Origin of the sequence: Aeromonas sp. QDB18, assembly GCF_027705325.1 — a bacterium.
In the GTDB taxonomy this organism is placed as follows: Bacteria; Pseudomonadota; Gammaproteobacteria; order Enterobacterales; family Aeromonadaceae; genus Aeromonas; species Aeromonas caviae.
The window spans coordinates 1-14,150 of sequence record NZ_JAPDBQ010000112.1 but is presented as its reverse complement, the minus strand read 5'-3'; the positions used below and the strand labels follow the sequence as shown (position 1 = coordinate 14,150).

General features: G+C 62.6%; 13 protein-coding genes and 1 pseudogene. 6 read left to right on the top strand and 8 right to left on the bottom strand.

Annotated elements, in window-relative coordinates:
- Window positions 1-191 precede the first annotated feature (191 nt).
- Window positions 192-566 (top strand): GNAT family N-acetyltransferase, encoded by a 375-nt coding sequence (locus OKC30_RS15440; protein ID WP_234888650.1) that lies wholly within the window; start codon window positions 192-194, stop codon window positions 564-566.
- Window positions 567-712: 146 nt separating this feature from the next.
- Here the strand turns inward: OKC30_RS15440 and nqrE are convergent, their stop codons facing one another.
- The 6 genes and pseudogenes from nqrE to OKC30_RS15410 all read right to left on the bottom strand — a co-directional run bounded on the left by nqrE (window position 713) and on the right by OKC30_RS15410 (window position 6,369).
- Window positions 713-1,312: an NADH:ubiquinone reductase (Na(+)-transporting) subunit E gene (gene nqrE / locus OKC30_RS15435; protein WP_160838789.1), complete on the bottom strand. Its 600-nt coding sequence runs from the start codon at window positions 1,310-1,312 to the stop codon at window positions 713-715.
- A 191-nt stretch (window positions 1,313-1,503) separates the two neighbouring features.
- Window positions 1,504-1,797, bottom strand: coding sequence for a hypothetical protein (locus OKC30_RS15430; RefSeq protein WP_080990038.1), 294 nt, complete (start codon window positions 1,795-1,797; stop codon window positions 1,504-1,506).
- A gap of 306 nt (window positions 1,798-2,103) precedes the next feature.
- A complete protein-coding gene (locus OKC30_RS15425) occupies window positions 2,104-2,607 on the bottom strand; it encodes a GNAT family N-acetyltransferase (RefSeq protein ID WP_160838791.1) in 504 nt (167 codons plus the stop codon).
- 39 nt (window positions 2,608-2,646) lie between these two features.
- Window positions 2,647-3,818 (bottom strand): annotated as a pseudogene (locus tag OKC30_RS15420) (MerR family transcriptional regulator).
- Between the two features lie 150 nt (window positions 3,819-3,968).
- Entirely contained in the window at window positions 3,969-5,699 is a 1,731-nt protein-coding gene (recJ, locus tag OKC30_RS15415; RefSeq protein ID WP_160838793.1) for a single-stranded-DNA-specific exonuclease RecJ, read from the bottom strand.
- The gene (locus OKC30_RS15410) at window positions 5,665-6,369 is read right to left on the bottom strand and encodes a disulfide isomerase DsbC N-terminal domain-containing protein (RefSeq protein ID WP_039041117.1); all 705 of its coding nucleotides are present in this window, start codon (window positions 6,367-6,369) and stop codon (window positions 5,665-5,667) included. Before OKC30_RS15410 ends, recJ begins: the two co-directional genes overlap by 35 nt.
- Window positions 6,370-6,628: 259 nt before the next feature.
- On the opposite strand from OKC30_RS15410, the gene mscL reads away from it, so the two are divergent.
- Window positions 6,629-7,039 (top strand): large-conductance mechanosensitive channel protein MscL, encoded by a 411-nt coding sequence (gene mscL, locus OKC30_RS15405; protein WP_010673746.1) that lies wholly within the window; start codon window positions 6,629-6,631, stop codon window positions 7,037-7,039.
- Window positions 7,040-7,111: 72 nt separating this feature from the next.
- Here mscL and xerD read toward each other — a convergent pair whose 3' ends face one another.
- A complete protein-coding gene (xerD, locus tag OKC30_RS15400; RefSeq protein ID WP_160838795.1) occupies window positions 7,112-8,011 on the bottom strand; it encodes a site-specific tyrosine recombinase XerD in 900 nt (299 codons plus the stop codon).
- Window positions 8,012-8,194: 183 nt separating this feature from the next.
- Between xerD and fldB the strand changes: the two genes are divergently transcribed.
- The 4 genes from fldB to OKC30_RS15380 all read left to right on the top strand — a co-directional run bounded on the left by fldB (window position 8,195) and on the right by OKC30_RS15380 (window position 12,484).
- Window positions 8,195-8,713, top strand: a complete 519-nt coding sequence (gene fldB, locus OKC30_RS15395; protein ID WP_160838797.1) for a flavodoxin FldB — start codon at window positions 8,195-8,197, stop codon at window positions 8,711-8,713.
- A 510-nt stretch (window positions 8,714-9,223) separates the two neighbouring features.
- A complete protein-coding gene (locus OKC30_RS15390) occupies window positions 9,224-10,624 on the top strand; it encodes a TldD/PmbA family protein (RefSeq protein WP_041212515.1) in 1,401 nt (466 codons plus the stop codon).
- The gene (locus tag OKC30_RS15385; RefSeq protein WP_160838799.1) at window positions 10,624-11,964 is read left to right on the top strand and encodes a TldD/PmbA family protein; all 1,341 of its coding nucleotides are present in this window, start codon (window positions 10,624-10,626) and stop codon (window positions 11,962-11,964) included. Before OKC30_RS15390 ends, OKC30_RS15385 begins: the two co-directional genes overlap by 1 nt.
- Window positions 11,965-12,106: 142 nt before the next feature.
- Window positions 12,107-12,484 carry a VOC family protein gene (locus OKC30_RS15380; protein WP_160838801.1) on the top strand — a complete coding sequence of 126 codons (378 nt, stop codon included), beginning with the start codon at window positions 12,107-12,109 and terminating at the stop codon, window positions 12,482-12,484.
- A gap of 71 nt (window positions 12,485-12,555) precedes the next feature.
- Here OKC30_RS15380 and OKC30_RS15375 read toward each other — a convergent pair whose 3' ends face one another.
- Window positions 12,556-13,482, bottom strand: a complete 927-nt coding sequence (locus OKC30_RS15375) for a L,D-transpeptidase family protein (protein ID WP_041212511.1) — start codon at window positions 13,480-13,482, stop codon at window positions 12,556-12,558.
- Window positions 13,483-14,150 lie beyond the last annotated feature (668 nt).

Here is a 14,150-nt window from a genome sequence, read left to right as displayed (position 1 = left end):
AAAGCCAAACCACAGAAGTATGCGACGAGAAAACCTAGTAAAAACAATGCCAGTCAGGCTTAACTGACTGGCATTACGCCCCTGGGCGCTCTTTTTTATCGCCGTCACCTCGCAGGCAGCGGTTGTCCCTTTGTGATTGGCGCCGTTCTGGCGTAACGTGGCCACTCCCCTTCTCTGGAGTGCTGTGCCGGATGCCGACTCTCACCGTTCGCCTGATCCCCCTGCGTGACGCAGACTTTCCCGCCTATCGCGACTACTTCATCGAGGATTACGCCCAGGATCTTGCCAGCAACCACGGGATGGCGCAGCCTGACGCCCACCGTCAGGCCGACGCCTCGTTGCAGCAGCTCCTGCCACTGGGTGTCGCCACCCCGGGTCATCACCTGCTCGCCATGGTACCTGAAGCCTCGAACGCGCCGGGCGAGCCTCTGGGCTATCTCTGGCACGCCATCGACGGCGCCGCCGGCACCACCTTCATCTACGACTTCTATGTGACACCGCCCCATCGTGGTCGCGGCCTCGGCAAGGCAGCCATGGCCGCCCTGGAGGCGCAGCTCGCCCCCTAGGTATCCGCCAGCTCAAGCTGAGGGTGGCCCATGACAACCCGAGGGCACTGGCGCTCTATCAGGCGCTGGGCTTCACCATCACGGGCTACAACATGGCAAAGCGTCTGGATTGAGCACCTTCATTGGGCCACCACCCGGCCCATGGCTCAGAGCGAGATGCCGGAAAAAGACATGAAGCCGAGGGACATCAGCCCGGCCACGATGAAGGTGATGCCGATGCCGCGCAGCCCCTCGGGCACATCCGAATACTTCATCTTCTGGCGCAATCCCGCAATGGCGACTATGGCCAGCAGCCAGCCCAGCCCTGAGCCCGCCCCGTACACCACGGATTCGATGAAGTCGTAATCCCGCTGGGCCATGAACATCACCCCGCCGAAGATGGCGCAATGCACCGTCAGCAGCGGCAGATAGATGCCGAGCGCGTAATGAAGCGCCGGGAAATGTTTGTCGAGCACCATCTCCATCACCTGCACCAGGGCCGCCAGCACCCCGATGTAGACGATGAAATCGAGAAAGCCCAGATCAAACTCCCCGAGGAAGGTACTCTCGGGACGCAGGATATGGCGGTAGATCAGGTTGTTGAGGGGGATGGCGATCACCATGACCACCAGCACCGTCATGCCCAAACCGAAGGCGGTGTTGATGTTCTTGGAAACGGCCAGGAAGGTGCACATGCCAAGAAAGAAGGCCAGCGCCAGGTTTTCCACAAAGATCGACTGGATGAAGAGATTGACGTAATAGTCCATGAATGAGTTCACCACTTGGTTGCAATAAGAGCATGTCCGCGCCCGGCCAACGGCCAGTCGCGAAGATGACGTTTACAGAGAGAGCTGGCGCAGCACCCGGTAATGACCACGGCAGCCGCCAGACTGCCGAGCAGCCCGGTCAGCGGTACTCAATGACGGGGATCAAACGGGCGGGCGCCCGGCTGGTGAACCTAGTCGCCCTGGCAGAAGCGATATTGCAGGTGGTGGCAGCGAAGCCGCCGTGTGTGCAGAGCGCCGAAGTAGTCGGGCCGCTGCCTGAGATAGATGAGAGGCAGGAAAAACAGCAGGCCGCAGAGCAGGCCGAGGATCTCGTGCTGGAACCAGGCCAGCAGCATCTGGTAGAGCTCGGTATGAGCAGCCCCTTCCAGTCGCCGTCCCTGCTCGAAACCGAGCCGCCACTGGGAGGCGGGCGGCAGGCTGACGTTGTCGGCAAGCCCCGGGTTCGCTGGCTCATGGAACAGCATCGGCCGCTCCTGCCCTTGCGTCTCCATTCCCCTAGTTGCAACGACCCCTGCCGCCGCCGCAGCGGCAAGCCAGAGAAGGCAGGCGATGGCAAGCACCATCGGCCATGACGAGGGGCGGCGAGAGGATGACAAGGGGGCTGTCCGTCAAGAAAAATTACAGGTGGAATATATCACAATACCGTCACTTATTGCATTTTCCACCATGAGATATTAACAGGAGCGATATTAAACACCGCCTCATTCCCTAAAACCGGCAAGGTTGCACCACCTTGAGAGAGCGACTTTCATCTTCCTCAAGGTGAGGGCTCACCCCTGCTCGAAGGCCGGGTGGTAACACACTTCGCCACTGGGCATGGCAGCGCCGAACGAGCGGGTCATGAAGTACTCGGCTGGCACGCCGGGCAGCGTCAACCCCGGCTCGGGCACGAAACCGAAACGGCCGTAGAAGCCGGGATCCCCCAGCACCACGCAGCCGGCCGCTCCCATCCCCTTGAGCTCGGCCAGACCCGCGTCCATCAGCCGTGACCCCAGCCCCCTGCCCTGAAGCGCAGGGGAGACGGAAATGGGGCCAAGGCCATACCAGTGCGGGCTGCCATCGCTGATGGTGACCGGCGAGAAGCAGAGGTGGCCGACCACCCGCCCCGCCTGCTCCGCCACCAGCGACAGGCTGAGTGCCCCGGCCTGGCGCAAGGCGCGCACGATCAGCTGTTCGTTGTGATCGGTATGGGGGGCATTGAGGAACGCGGCCACGGTCAGCGCTTCAATGGCGTCGTGATCGGCGCCTGTTTCGGGCCGAATGATGATGTTCATAGGTTTTCTCCGTTTGCTCTCTTTCAATGGATGACCTGATCAGACTGCCTGCAGGCAGCAGATCACATAGCCATAGCTATCCAGGTATTGGCGGTGGATGGCCACTTCCCGGCTCAGATCCTGCCAGGCTGGGCTATCCCCCAGCTCGGCACGGTGGCGCGCCAGATTGCGCTCGATGGGATCCAGATAGTTGTCCCAGGCCCTTTGCGGCAACGGGGTGTGCCACAGGCAGCGATAACCCGCCTCCTTCACCGCTTTGAGCAGGCCCGCCAGGGTCTGCATGGCGGCTGCCAGAACGCCAGCGCCCCCTCTGGCGGCGTGTCCGTCAGCCACACCAGATCGCTCAGCACCAGGCAGGCATCAGGATCGGCAAGGTACGGCCGCCATGTCTGCAAGGCGTTGGCCACCCCGATGGTGTAGGCGCTCCCCTCGGCCCAGATGAGATCGGCGGGGACCAGGTCCGCCGGCAGCGCCGCCATGTTGGCGCACAGGGTAGTGACCTGACTCAGCCCCGCCGCACTGGCCGATCTCGCCACGGCGGCCAGCGCCTCCTCGTCCAGATCGATGGCCACTATGGTGGCGTCCGTCACCTGTGCCAGCGCCAGGGTGGCGGCGCCGCGCCCGCAGCCCATGTCGAAGATCCGGCGAGGCTGGCTGGGCAGCGCGGCAAATTGCTGCTGGGTGAAGAGGCTATCGCCCGGCCCCCAATAGCTCATGCCATCCAGCAGCAGCTTGAAATCCCGGATGTAACGTTCATGTTCATTCATGTCTTTGCTGAGCCACTGCAGGTGGTAACGCTCTTTTTCACTGAATCCCTGCTTCATCACCCAGGCAAAGTAAGCCTGCGGGGCTTGATGCTGCAGTTGCCGCTGCCAGGCCTTGAACTCGTCGCCGGAGTGCGCACGCAAACCGGCGAGATCCGCCAGCAGATCCCGGGCGCGTTGCATCCGCGCCAGCTCTTCATCCAGCTCCCTGACCCGGGTTTCCAGCGTTGCCTGCTCCAGCTCGCCCGCCAGACAGGCGAGGCACTGCTTGAGGCTGAGCCCGCCGGCCTGCAGAGCCTGTACCATCCGCAGCCGCTGCAGATCGTCATCGTCGTAGTGGCGATAGCCGTTGGCGCCCCTCGTGCCCGCAATCACCCCCAGCTTCTCGTAATAGAGCAGGGTGGAGCGGGCCAGGCCGCAGCGCCGGGCCAGTTCGGATATTTTCATGACAACCACTCGCTAAGGGGTCTGTGACCCGATGAAGGGAAGCTTAAACTGTGAAGCAATAGACGGGTCAACGACAACATCCGGGTTCACACCATAAAAAAACGGCCACCCTGAGGTGGCCGTCATCGACAGCAAGAGAGATTCGCGGGATCAGAGGCCGGCAGCTTCCAGATGCTCCACCAACAACTGCACGCTGCGGTTGCCACGCCACTCGTTGACGTCGAGCCGGTAGACCAGCCGCACCCGCTTCACCGAAGCATCGGGCCAGCGCTGCAAGTCGACGCCAAAGGCGATGGCATCCACCGCGTGGCCGGAATCCGTGGTCAGCATCATCTTGAGGTGCTTCTCCCCCACCAGCCGCTGCTGCACCAGCACGAACTCGCCGTCAAACAGCGGCTCGGGGAAGGCCTGACCCCAGGGGCCGGAGGCGCGAATAAGCTCCGCCAGCTCGAGGGTGAGCTCGTCCGGCAGCAGTTCGCCGTCGGTGAGCAGCACCCCGGTCAAGAGCTCAGGGGTCACCAGCTCGCCGATGACCGCCTCAAAAGCCCGCCCGAAGGCCTCGATATTGGCCTTGGGCAGGGTCAACCCGGCCGCCATGGCGTGGCCGCCAAACTTGCCCATCAAGCCGGGGTGGCGGGTATCGAGCAGTTCCAGCGCATCGCGCAGGTGCACCCCCGGGATGGAGCGCCCGGAGCCCTTGAGCTCGGTCTCGCTGCTCTCGGCAAAGGCGATGACCGGGCGGTAGTACTTCTCCTTCACCTTGGAGGCCACCAGCCCCACCACCCCCTGATGCCACTCGTTTCGGTGCAGTACGATGCCGGAGGGCACCTCGCCGTCACGAAAACGGATCTGCTCCAAAGTGGCGAGCGCCTCCTGCTGCATCCCCTGCTCGATCTCCTTGCGCTCCTGGTTGAGGCTGTCCATTTCGGAGGCGAACTGGCGCGCCAGGTTGATGTCGTCACAGAGCAGACAGGCGACCCCGAGGGACATGTCATCGAGCCGGCCCACCGCGTTGAGGCGCGGCCCCAGCGCAAAGCCGAGATCGGCAGCGCACAGGCGACGCCCGTCGCGGCCCGACACATCCACCAACGCCTGGATGCCGGGGCGGCAGCGGCCGGCCCGGATCCGCTGCAAGCCCTGATGAACCAGGATGCGGTTGTTGCCATCCAGCGCCACCACGTCGGCCACGGTGCCGAGGGCTACCAGATCGAGGTAATCCGCCACGTTGGGGGCGCGCAGCCCCTGGCGCTCATACCAGCCGCTCTGGCGCAGATGGGTGTTGAGGGCCGCCATCAGATAGAAGGCGACCCCGACCCCGGCCAGGGACTTGGAGGGGAAGTCGCAGCCATGCTGGTTGGGGTTCACTATCGCGTCGGCGTCAGGCAGCTCCTGACCGGGCAAATGGTGATCGGTAACCAGTACCTGCATGCCTGCCGCCTTGGCCGCCGCCACCCCGGCGATGCTGGAGATCCCGTTGTCCACCGTGATCAGGAACTCGGCGCCGCGGGCCACCGCCAGCTCGACGATCTCCGGGGTGAGGCCATAACCGAACTCGAAGCGGTTGGGCACCAGAAAATCGATGTGACGACCACCCATGGCGCGCAAAGCCAGCACGCACAGGGCCGAACTGGTGGCGCCGTCGCAGTCGAAGTCACCGACGATGAGAATGCGTTTTTGCGCCGTCAGCGCCTCGGCCAGCAGCGGCACCGCCTGCGCCATGCCGAACAGACGCTGGGGCGGCAGCAGCTGGTTGGCGCTGCGCTCCAGCAGGGCAGGGTCTTCGACCCCGCGACTGGCGAAGATCTGGCGAAGCAGCGGGTGCAGGGTGGCGGGCAGATGGGAATCATCAACTCGCGGACGACGACGGATTTGCAGGGGCATTGATGTGATCCAGTATCTTGAGCAGTTGTTCGGGGCTCTGGTAACCGCGCACCAGGTCGCCATTGGGCAGGACCCAGCTCGGTGACGCCTTGATCCCGAGCCATTGGCTCAGGCCGATATGATGGGCAAGGATCGCATTACAGCCGCTCTCAGGCAAACGATCGCTGAAGTTGAGTTCGCGCAGCAGACCGGGATCGCACCAGCTAGCCTGATCCGAGGCGGCGACAGGCGCAGGCAGCAGTTGCACGCTCACGCCCCTCGCCTGCAAGCGGGGCAACTCCTCCAGCGCGATGCGGCAAGGACCGCAGGCGAGATCGGTAAACAGGGTGAGGCGGTGGCGTTCAGGGGTGGCCTTGAGCCAGAGCCGGGCCTCCCCTATCTGGGAGAGCGCCAGCCTGCGTTGCTGCTGCTGGCTGAGCCGGGTGAGGTTTCTCATGTCGTGGGCCAGATCCAGCATGGAGCCCTGCAGCACATAGTCTCCCCTGGCATCGCTGTAGAGCAGTCCCTGGGCCGTGCCCAGCAGATAGAGGCCCGGCATGGGGGTCTCGTCCACCAGGTAGACCTGCACACCGAGGCGCTGCTCTATGGTCTGTTTCAACACATGGGGGTCCATCCCCGCGCTGGCCGCAAAAGCGCACAGCAGCATCATTCCCAGCAGTAAATATCGCATCAGCTCATTCACTTGGCATGATTGAAGGGTCTCATAAGGTAACCCAGACAATTCCCTCTCCCAAAGACCTTAATTCGTGATCGATTAATAACGTCCACAAGAAAAAATCACGGGATGACAGGTTGCCAATCGGGCTTGAGCCCCGCAAGCTAATCAGGACGACGGGAGACATCTTTAGTCATCCCTCTGTTTTGCTGATGTTTTATTATTCAAATCGACGTGCGCTCAGGTGGCACGTCGTCCATTTATAGGGGGAAAAATGAGTCTGATTCAAGAGTTCAAGGCCTTTGCATCCAGGGGCAATGTGATCGACATGGCTGTCGGTATCATCATAGGTGCCGCCTTTGGCAAGATTGTCTCCTCCTTCGTGGGAGACGTGATCATGCCCCCCATCGGGCTGATCCTGGGGGGCGTGGATTTCAGCGATCTCGCCGTGACCCTGAAGGCCGCCGAAGGGGATGCCCCTGCCGTGGTCATCGCCTACGGCAAGTTCATCCAGACCTGTATCGACTTCCTGATCATCTCCTTCGCCATCTTCATGGGGCTCAAGGCCATCAACACCCTGAAGAAGAAGCAGGAAGAGGAAGCCGCTGCCCCGGCCGGCCCCACCAAGGATCAGGAGCTGCTGACCGAGATCCGCGACTTGCTGAAATCCCAGCAGGGGAAATAACCGTTTCCTCCCTGTCGTGTGCTGAAAAAAACCGCCTTCGGGCGGTTTTTTGTTGCAAGGCAGGTGAGGCGATCAGGCTCTGGGGTGGTGCTGGCCGTGCAGTGCCTTGAGCCGCTCGTTGGCCACGTGGGTATAGATCTGGGTTGTGGAGAGATCCGCGTGGCCCAGCAGCATCTGCACCACTCGCAGATCGGCGCCGTGATTGAGCAGGTGGGTGGCGAAGGCATGACGCAGGGTGTGGGGAGAGAGTTCCCCCCTGATGCCAGCTCTCAGGGCATAGAGCTTGATGCGGTGCCAGAAGGTCTGGCGGGTCATCATCCGGGCCCGCTTGGAGGAGAACACCACGTCCGAGCTGGTGCCACCCAGCAGCAGGGTGCGCCCCTCCCGGTAGTAGCGCTCCAGCCAGTGCACCGCCTCCTCCCCCATGGGCACCAGGCGCTCCTTGTTGCCCTTGCCCACCACTCGCACCAGCCCCTGGCGCAGGCTGACGTGTTCGGCGGTCAGCCCCACCAGCTCGGACACCCGCAGCCCGGTGGCGTAGAGCAGCTCGAGCATTGCCTTGTCCCGCAGTTCCAGCGGGTCGTCCACCAGGGGCGCTTGCAGCAGCGCCTCCACCTCGGCTTCGCTCAGATCCGATGGCAGCTTTTTGGGGAGCTTTGGCCCCTCCAGCAGCACGGTGGGATCGTCGCTGCGCAGCTTCTCGCGATTGAGGTACTGGTAGAAGCGGCGCAGGGCCGAGAGGAAACGGGCCGTGCTGCTGGCCGCGAACTGATGGTCCACCCGCCAGGCGAGGTAGTGCTGGATGTCGTCCAGCCCCGCCAGCAGCAGGGAACCGCCTTGCTCATCGAGCCAGAGGGCAAATTTTTCCAGGTCGGTGCGATAGGAGCTGACCGTGTTGTCGGAGAGCCCCCGCTCCAGCCAGAGGGCGTCGAGAAACGGCTCGATCAGGGGATGGGATTCTGCTTTGCTCATGGTGCGCCGCGCTCAGGGAAACAGGTCGCCATTGTAACGTGCCGACCCACCCGGGCCGCAAGGCAAGGCTGCACATCCCCTCAGGCGGTGAAGAGCCCGGCGCAATCTGCTAGACTGGCGCCCTCCCCCCGGGCGCCGCTGTGCCGGTCACGCCCCTTGCCGACTGCGATCAAGAGAAGAGCGATGAAGATAGGTTTGTTTTATGGCTCCACCACCTGCTACACCGAGATGGCCGCCGAGAAGATCCGCGCCCTCATCGGCCCCGAGCTGGTCGATCTCCACAACATCAAGGATGTGCCCCTCGCCCGCATGCAGGAGTACGACATCCTGATCCTGGGCATCTCCACCTGGGACTTCGGCGAGCTGCAGGAGGACTGGGAATCTCGCTGGGAAGACATCGCCGACCTGCATCTGGAGGGACGCATCATCGCCCTGTTTGGCATGGGCGATCAGCTGGGCTATGGGGAGTGGTATCAGGATGCCCTCGGCCTGCTGCACAATCAGCTGGTCCCCAAGGGGGTCAAGCTGGTGGGCTACTGGCCCAACGAGGGGTACGAGTTTGACGCCTCCAAGGCGCTAATCGACGATGGCCGTCACTTCGTCGGGCTGGCCCTTGATGACGCCAACCAGTACGACCAGACCGAGTCCCGTATCGAGCAGTGGGTCGACCAGATCCTGAACGAGATCCACGAACTGCTCTGATCCTGATCGCCTGGATGTTCAACGACGCCAGCCAATGGACGACCAGATCGACCCCGCATCGAGCAGTGGGTCGACCAGATCCTGAGCGAGATCCACGAACTGCTCTGACCCTGATCGCCTGGATGTTCAACGACGCCGGCCAATGGACGACCAGACCGACCCCGTATCGAGCAGTGGGTCGACCAGATCCTGAGCGAGATCCACGAACTGCTCTGACCTTGATCGCCTGGATGTTCGACGACGCCAGCCAATGGACGACCAGACCGACCCCGTATCGAGCAGTGGGTCGACCTCATATCAAGCGATCGCCATGAGCGGCGCCAACCTCCCCTGCCGGTAACCTGCGCTCGGGCTGCCGGGCGCATAAATCGCACCGATTTTCTCGTTTGGTATCATCGGCTGACGCTATAGCGACTTTTTGCTTCTGGTCTGCAACAATGAGGTCGACACCCCATAACAACACAACGCCGGGTGTCGGAAGCAAACGGACAGACCAGAAAAGGATATTCTATGACTTCATTCTCCCTGTTGGCCCCCGCCATCGCCCGCGACGTGCTCGATCACGCGCTGGCGCTGGGTGCCGACTTCGCCGAGCTGTTTGTGGAGCGCAAGCGCCGCAGCCAGCTCAGCCTGCTCTCCAGCCAGATAGAGAACATCAGCGGTGGTCTCGACTTCGGTATCGGCGTTCGCCTGTGCTACGGCCACAAGGTGCTCTATGGCTACACCAATCTGGCCGATCGCAACGAGCTCTTGCGCATCGTTACCCTGCTGGCGGCCAAGGACAGGCGTGACCCCGTGGTCACCGCCACTGCCTTTGACTTCACCCGCCTGACCGACCGCAACCCCATCGCTCTGCCGCTATCGGCCGACAAGCTGCTGGAGCAGAAGATCGCCTATCTGCATGCCATGGACGCTGCGGCCCGCGCCGAGAGCGACAAGGTGAGCCAGTTCTCGGGCAACGTGCTCGGCTGGGAGCAGGAGGTGGAGATCTTCAACAGCGAAGGGGTGCAGGTGAGCGATCGCCGCCACTACAACCGCATCATGGCCCAGACCATCGCCCTGGACGGGGGCGAGCAGAGCGTAGGTTATGAAGCCCCCGGTGCCATGAAGGGATGGGAGCATGCCGAGAGCATCGATCCCCGCGAGCTGGCTCTCACCGCCACCCGCCAGGCACTGGTGAAGCTGGGAGCCGCCCCCTGCCCGAGCGGCAAGCTGCCGGTCATCATGGAGAGCGGCTTTGGCGGCGTCATCTTCCACGAGGCGTGCGGTCACCTGCTGGAGACCACCTCGGTGGCCAAGAAGGCATCCGTGTTCCACGACAAGATGGGCCAGCTCATCGCCAACCCCGCGGTCAGCGCGGTGGACGAGGGCTTGCAGGGCAACGCCTGGGGCTCCATCAACGTCGATGACGAGGGGATGGCGACCCAGCACACCCAGCTCATCAAGGACGGCGTGCTGACCGGCTTCCTGGTGGACAGAATGGGGGCCCTTCGCACCGGCTACGCCCGCACCGGTTCCGGGCGCCGGGAATCCTACAAGTTCGCCCCCGCCTCCCGCATGCGCAACACCTATATCGAACCGGGCAACTACAGCCTCGACGACATGCTGGCAACCGTGGAGCACGGCATCTATGCCAAGCGGATGGGGGGTGGCTCTGTGCAGCCCGGTACCGGCGAGTTCAACTTCAACGTGCAGGAGGCCTACCTCATCGAAGGGGGCAGGATCACCCGGCCCCTCAAGTCGGCCACCCTGATCGGCACCGGCCCGCAGGTATTGAAGGAGATCTCCATGGTGGGGCGCGATCTGGCCCTCTCCGCCGGCATGTGCGGCTCGGTCTCGGGATCCATTCCCGCCTCGGTCGGCCAGCCGCCTCTCAAGGTTGACAATATCCTGGTCGGAGGGAACGCCTGATGAGCCAGCTCGACATGAACCAACTGCTTGCCCGTCTGCTGGACCAGGTCGCCGATCTGGGTGCCGAGGCGGACGTCATCGCCAATCAGGAGAAGGCCTTCTCCCTCAAGGCCGACAAGGGCGAACTCAGTGAATACAAGGTCACCAGCAGCCAGCAGATCGGCATTCGCCTCATCAAGGAAGGCCGGGTCGGCATCGCCTATTCCGAGTCCCTCGACGCGTCGGCCCTGGACGCCATGGTGCAGGATGCGCTCGATGCGAGCCGCTTCGCCAAGGTGGACCCGGATCAGCGCATCACAGTGCAGCAGAGCAGGCTCATCACCGACTGCGCCGAGATACATCAGGCCGACACCACGGCGGTGGAAGAGAAGATTGCCCTGACCCTGCGCCTCGAGTCCGACATGCTGGCCCTGCCGGACGTGACCGGCGCCCCCTACAACGGCTTCTTCGAGGGGGAGAGCCGCCTCTGGCTTGCCAACAGCCAGGGCAGCCTCTGCGAACATCAGGAGTTCAGCGTCGGCTGCCACAGCTCCGCTCTCATCGAGCGGGAGGGCCGCCAGTCCATGCACTACCAGGGACAGTACGCACGGCGCTTCGACGAGTTGGAGAGCCAGCCTCTCATCCGCCAGATCCACGCCGTGGCCGATGGCCTGCTGATGGGTGAGGCGGTGCCGAGCGGTCGCTACAGCGTCATCTTCAGCACCCACTGCTTTGCCAGCCTGTTTGGCTGCTTCCAGTCCGCCCTGTCTGGCAAGTGGGCCCAGCAGGGGATCAACCCCTGGCGCGACAAGCTGGGCCAAAGCGTGGCTTCTCGCTGGCTTACCCTGGAGAGTCGTGCCTATATGCCGGGGGGCATGAAGATCAAGGCGTTTGACGGCGAAGGGGCCGCCACTTCGGATCTCCTGCTCATCGGCGAGGGGGAGCTCAAGACCCTGCTGCACAACAGCGCCACCGCCCGCCACTTCGGCGTGACGAGCAACGGTGCAGCCGCCCGCAGTGCCCGCAGTGCCCTGGACGTAGCCCCTCGTCACCTGGTGTTCGGGCTCGGCCCCCACGGCGAGGCCGAGGTACAAAACGGTGAGTACCTGGAGCTGGTCAAGCTGGACGGCCTGCACTCCGGGGCCGATGCGGTGAGCGGCGACTTCTCGTTCGGTGCCTCCGGCTTCCTCTGCCGAAATGGCGAGCGCGTGGCACCGGTACGCGGCATCACGGTGGCGGGCAACTTCTATCGTCTGCTCGGGGAGCTGGAAGCGGTCGGCAACCAGCTGCACCACGACGATGGCAAGGACTTCTATGCCCCGCTGATCCGCTTTGGCGGGCTCAGCATTGCCGGCAAATAAGAGGGGGAGCCTTACTCGGCTCTTCCCCCTTCAAGCGGCGCCATCAGGCGCCGCTTTTTTATCCATGGCGCCCCCCCGACAGCCACTTCTAACCTCAAAGAGCCACCGACCGCGTTGGCCGGGAACTCTGGAGAATACGACGATGGACAACACCCTGGTCTGGGCCGACATTCCGACACGGGATCTGGAACGCGCCATGGACTTCTACTCGGCCCTGCTCGATGTGCAGGTCACCCCCATCCAGGAAGAGACCATGCGCTTTGCCATGCTGCGCCACGACGGCAGCAACGCGGCGGCCTGTCTCGGCCCCATGGACAAATATCACCAGCCCGGCGGTGCCGGTCCCCTCATCTATCTCTCCCTCGGTGACAGGCTGCAGGAGGCGGAGCTGCTGGTCCCCCGGCTCGGCGGGCGGGTGCTGGAGCCTCTGCACAGCATCGGCAGCGGTCATGGCTCCCGGGTCATCATCGAAGATACCGAAGGCAACTGGCTGGCCCTCTATGCCCCACCAGCCAGCTGACGTCCGGATATGCAGAAACAACAACGGCGACCTGATGGTCGCCGTTGTTGTTTAACTGCACTTGCCGGCCATTACGCCTCTGGATTGAGGCGGGTCGGGATGCCGGTACGCTGTTCCAGCACCTGCTTGACCACGTTGGAATCGCTGTCAGCATGGGCGATGAAGCGGGTGGTAGCCGGGGTCATGGGCAGCGGCACGGAGGCGGTGGAGTTGAACTCTTCCTCGGTGCGCGACAGCGGCTCGTGCACTTCCATGTAGCGACCGCCATCCGGCTCGACCGTGGTCTTGACCGGCTGGTTGACGAACTGGACGCGGGTGCCGACCGGCACGTGATCGAACAGGTACTTGATGTCGTCGGCGCGCAGGCGCACGCAGCCGCTGCTCACCCGCAAACCGATGCCGAAGGTGGCGTTGGTGCCGTGGATGGCGTACAGGTTGCCGATGTAGAGCGCGTGCAGGCCCATGGGGTTGTCCGGGCCGGCCGGCCAGACCGCGGGCAGGGTCTTGCCCTGGGCGGCGTAGCGGCGACGGATATTCTCGGTCGGGGTCCAAGTCGGGTTGGCACGCTTGCGCTCAACCTTGGTGATCCAGTTCTCCGGGGTGTTGACCCCGAGCTGGCCGATGCCGATGGGCAGCACATGCACCACGTTCTTGCCCTTCGGGTAGTAGTAGAGACGCATCTCCGCCACGTTGATGACGATCCCTTCGCGGGGAGCGTTGGGCAGGATCAGCTGATGGGGAATGATCAGCGTGCTGCCCGCCTTGGGCAGGTAGGGGTCGACGCCCGGGTTGGCTTCCATGATGTTGGTCAGACCCAGCTGGAAGTCGGAGGCGATCTGCTCCAGCGGACGGTTGTCTGCGGGCACCACGTATTCCTGGTTCTCACCGATCAGGCGGCTGTTGGCTGCAGGCAGCTGGTATTCAACGGCGGCGGCCTGCTGGCTGACCAGCGCCAGCGTACATAAAAGAGCCGAAGCGGCAATGCGAAGGGGATTCATAAAATTCCTGTATGGTTTCCTGTTCCTGTGGGCCTTTGCCCTGCTCATCATCGGTCTCTTGTGGGCCCGTCACCGGGGACCAACAACCGAGCGCGCATTCTTTCCCGAGCAGGGCAAAATTTCAACTTGGAGATGGTCTTTTTCGCCGAAAAGATCCATTTCACAGCCAACTCAGGGGCATCTTTCACCCCTTGCACTCTAGCAACCCCAGTCTGAGCGTAAAATGAACATGGCGCAGGCATGCCAAGGCCGTCCCAAATTGCATGACGAGGCGGTCACGAGTACAATCTCGCACCCCGTATATCCGGAGTATCGAGTCACCTCCTGCTCCGATGTACCCCCATCGGATGGCCGTGCGTCGAAGACGGTCGCGCCACCGATGAACCCACACGACGCCATCAGGTGGCGCCGTCCTGATTTGCAATCAGAACGCAACATAACATACCGCCATAAATTCAGTCACTTACAACAATCTTCAAATTGATATCCATGGAACTATACACAATGCTAGTATGAGACTGCGTTGAGTATTAGGGGCTTCTCATGAGCGATTTGATCGATGTGTTGAGTAAATTTTCTGTACATGACTTGGCTAGGGAAGGTGCGAATAAGTCACCAAACATAAAAATGCGCCTTTGTAAGTATTTGAATTTAATAAACTAATTTTT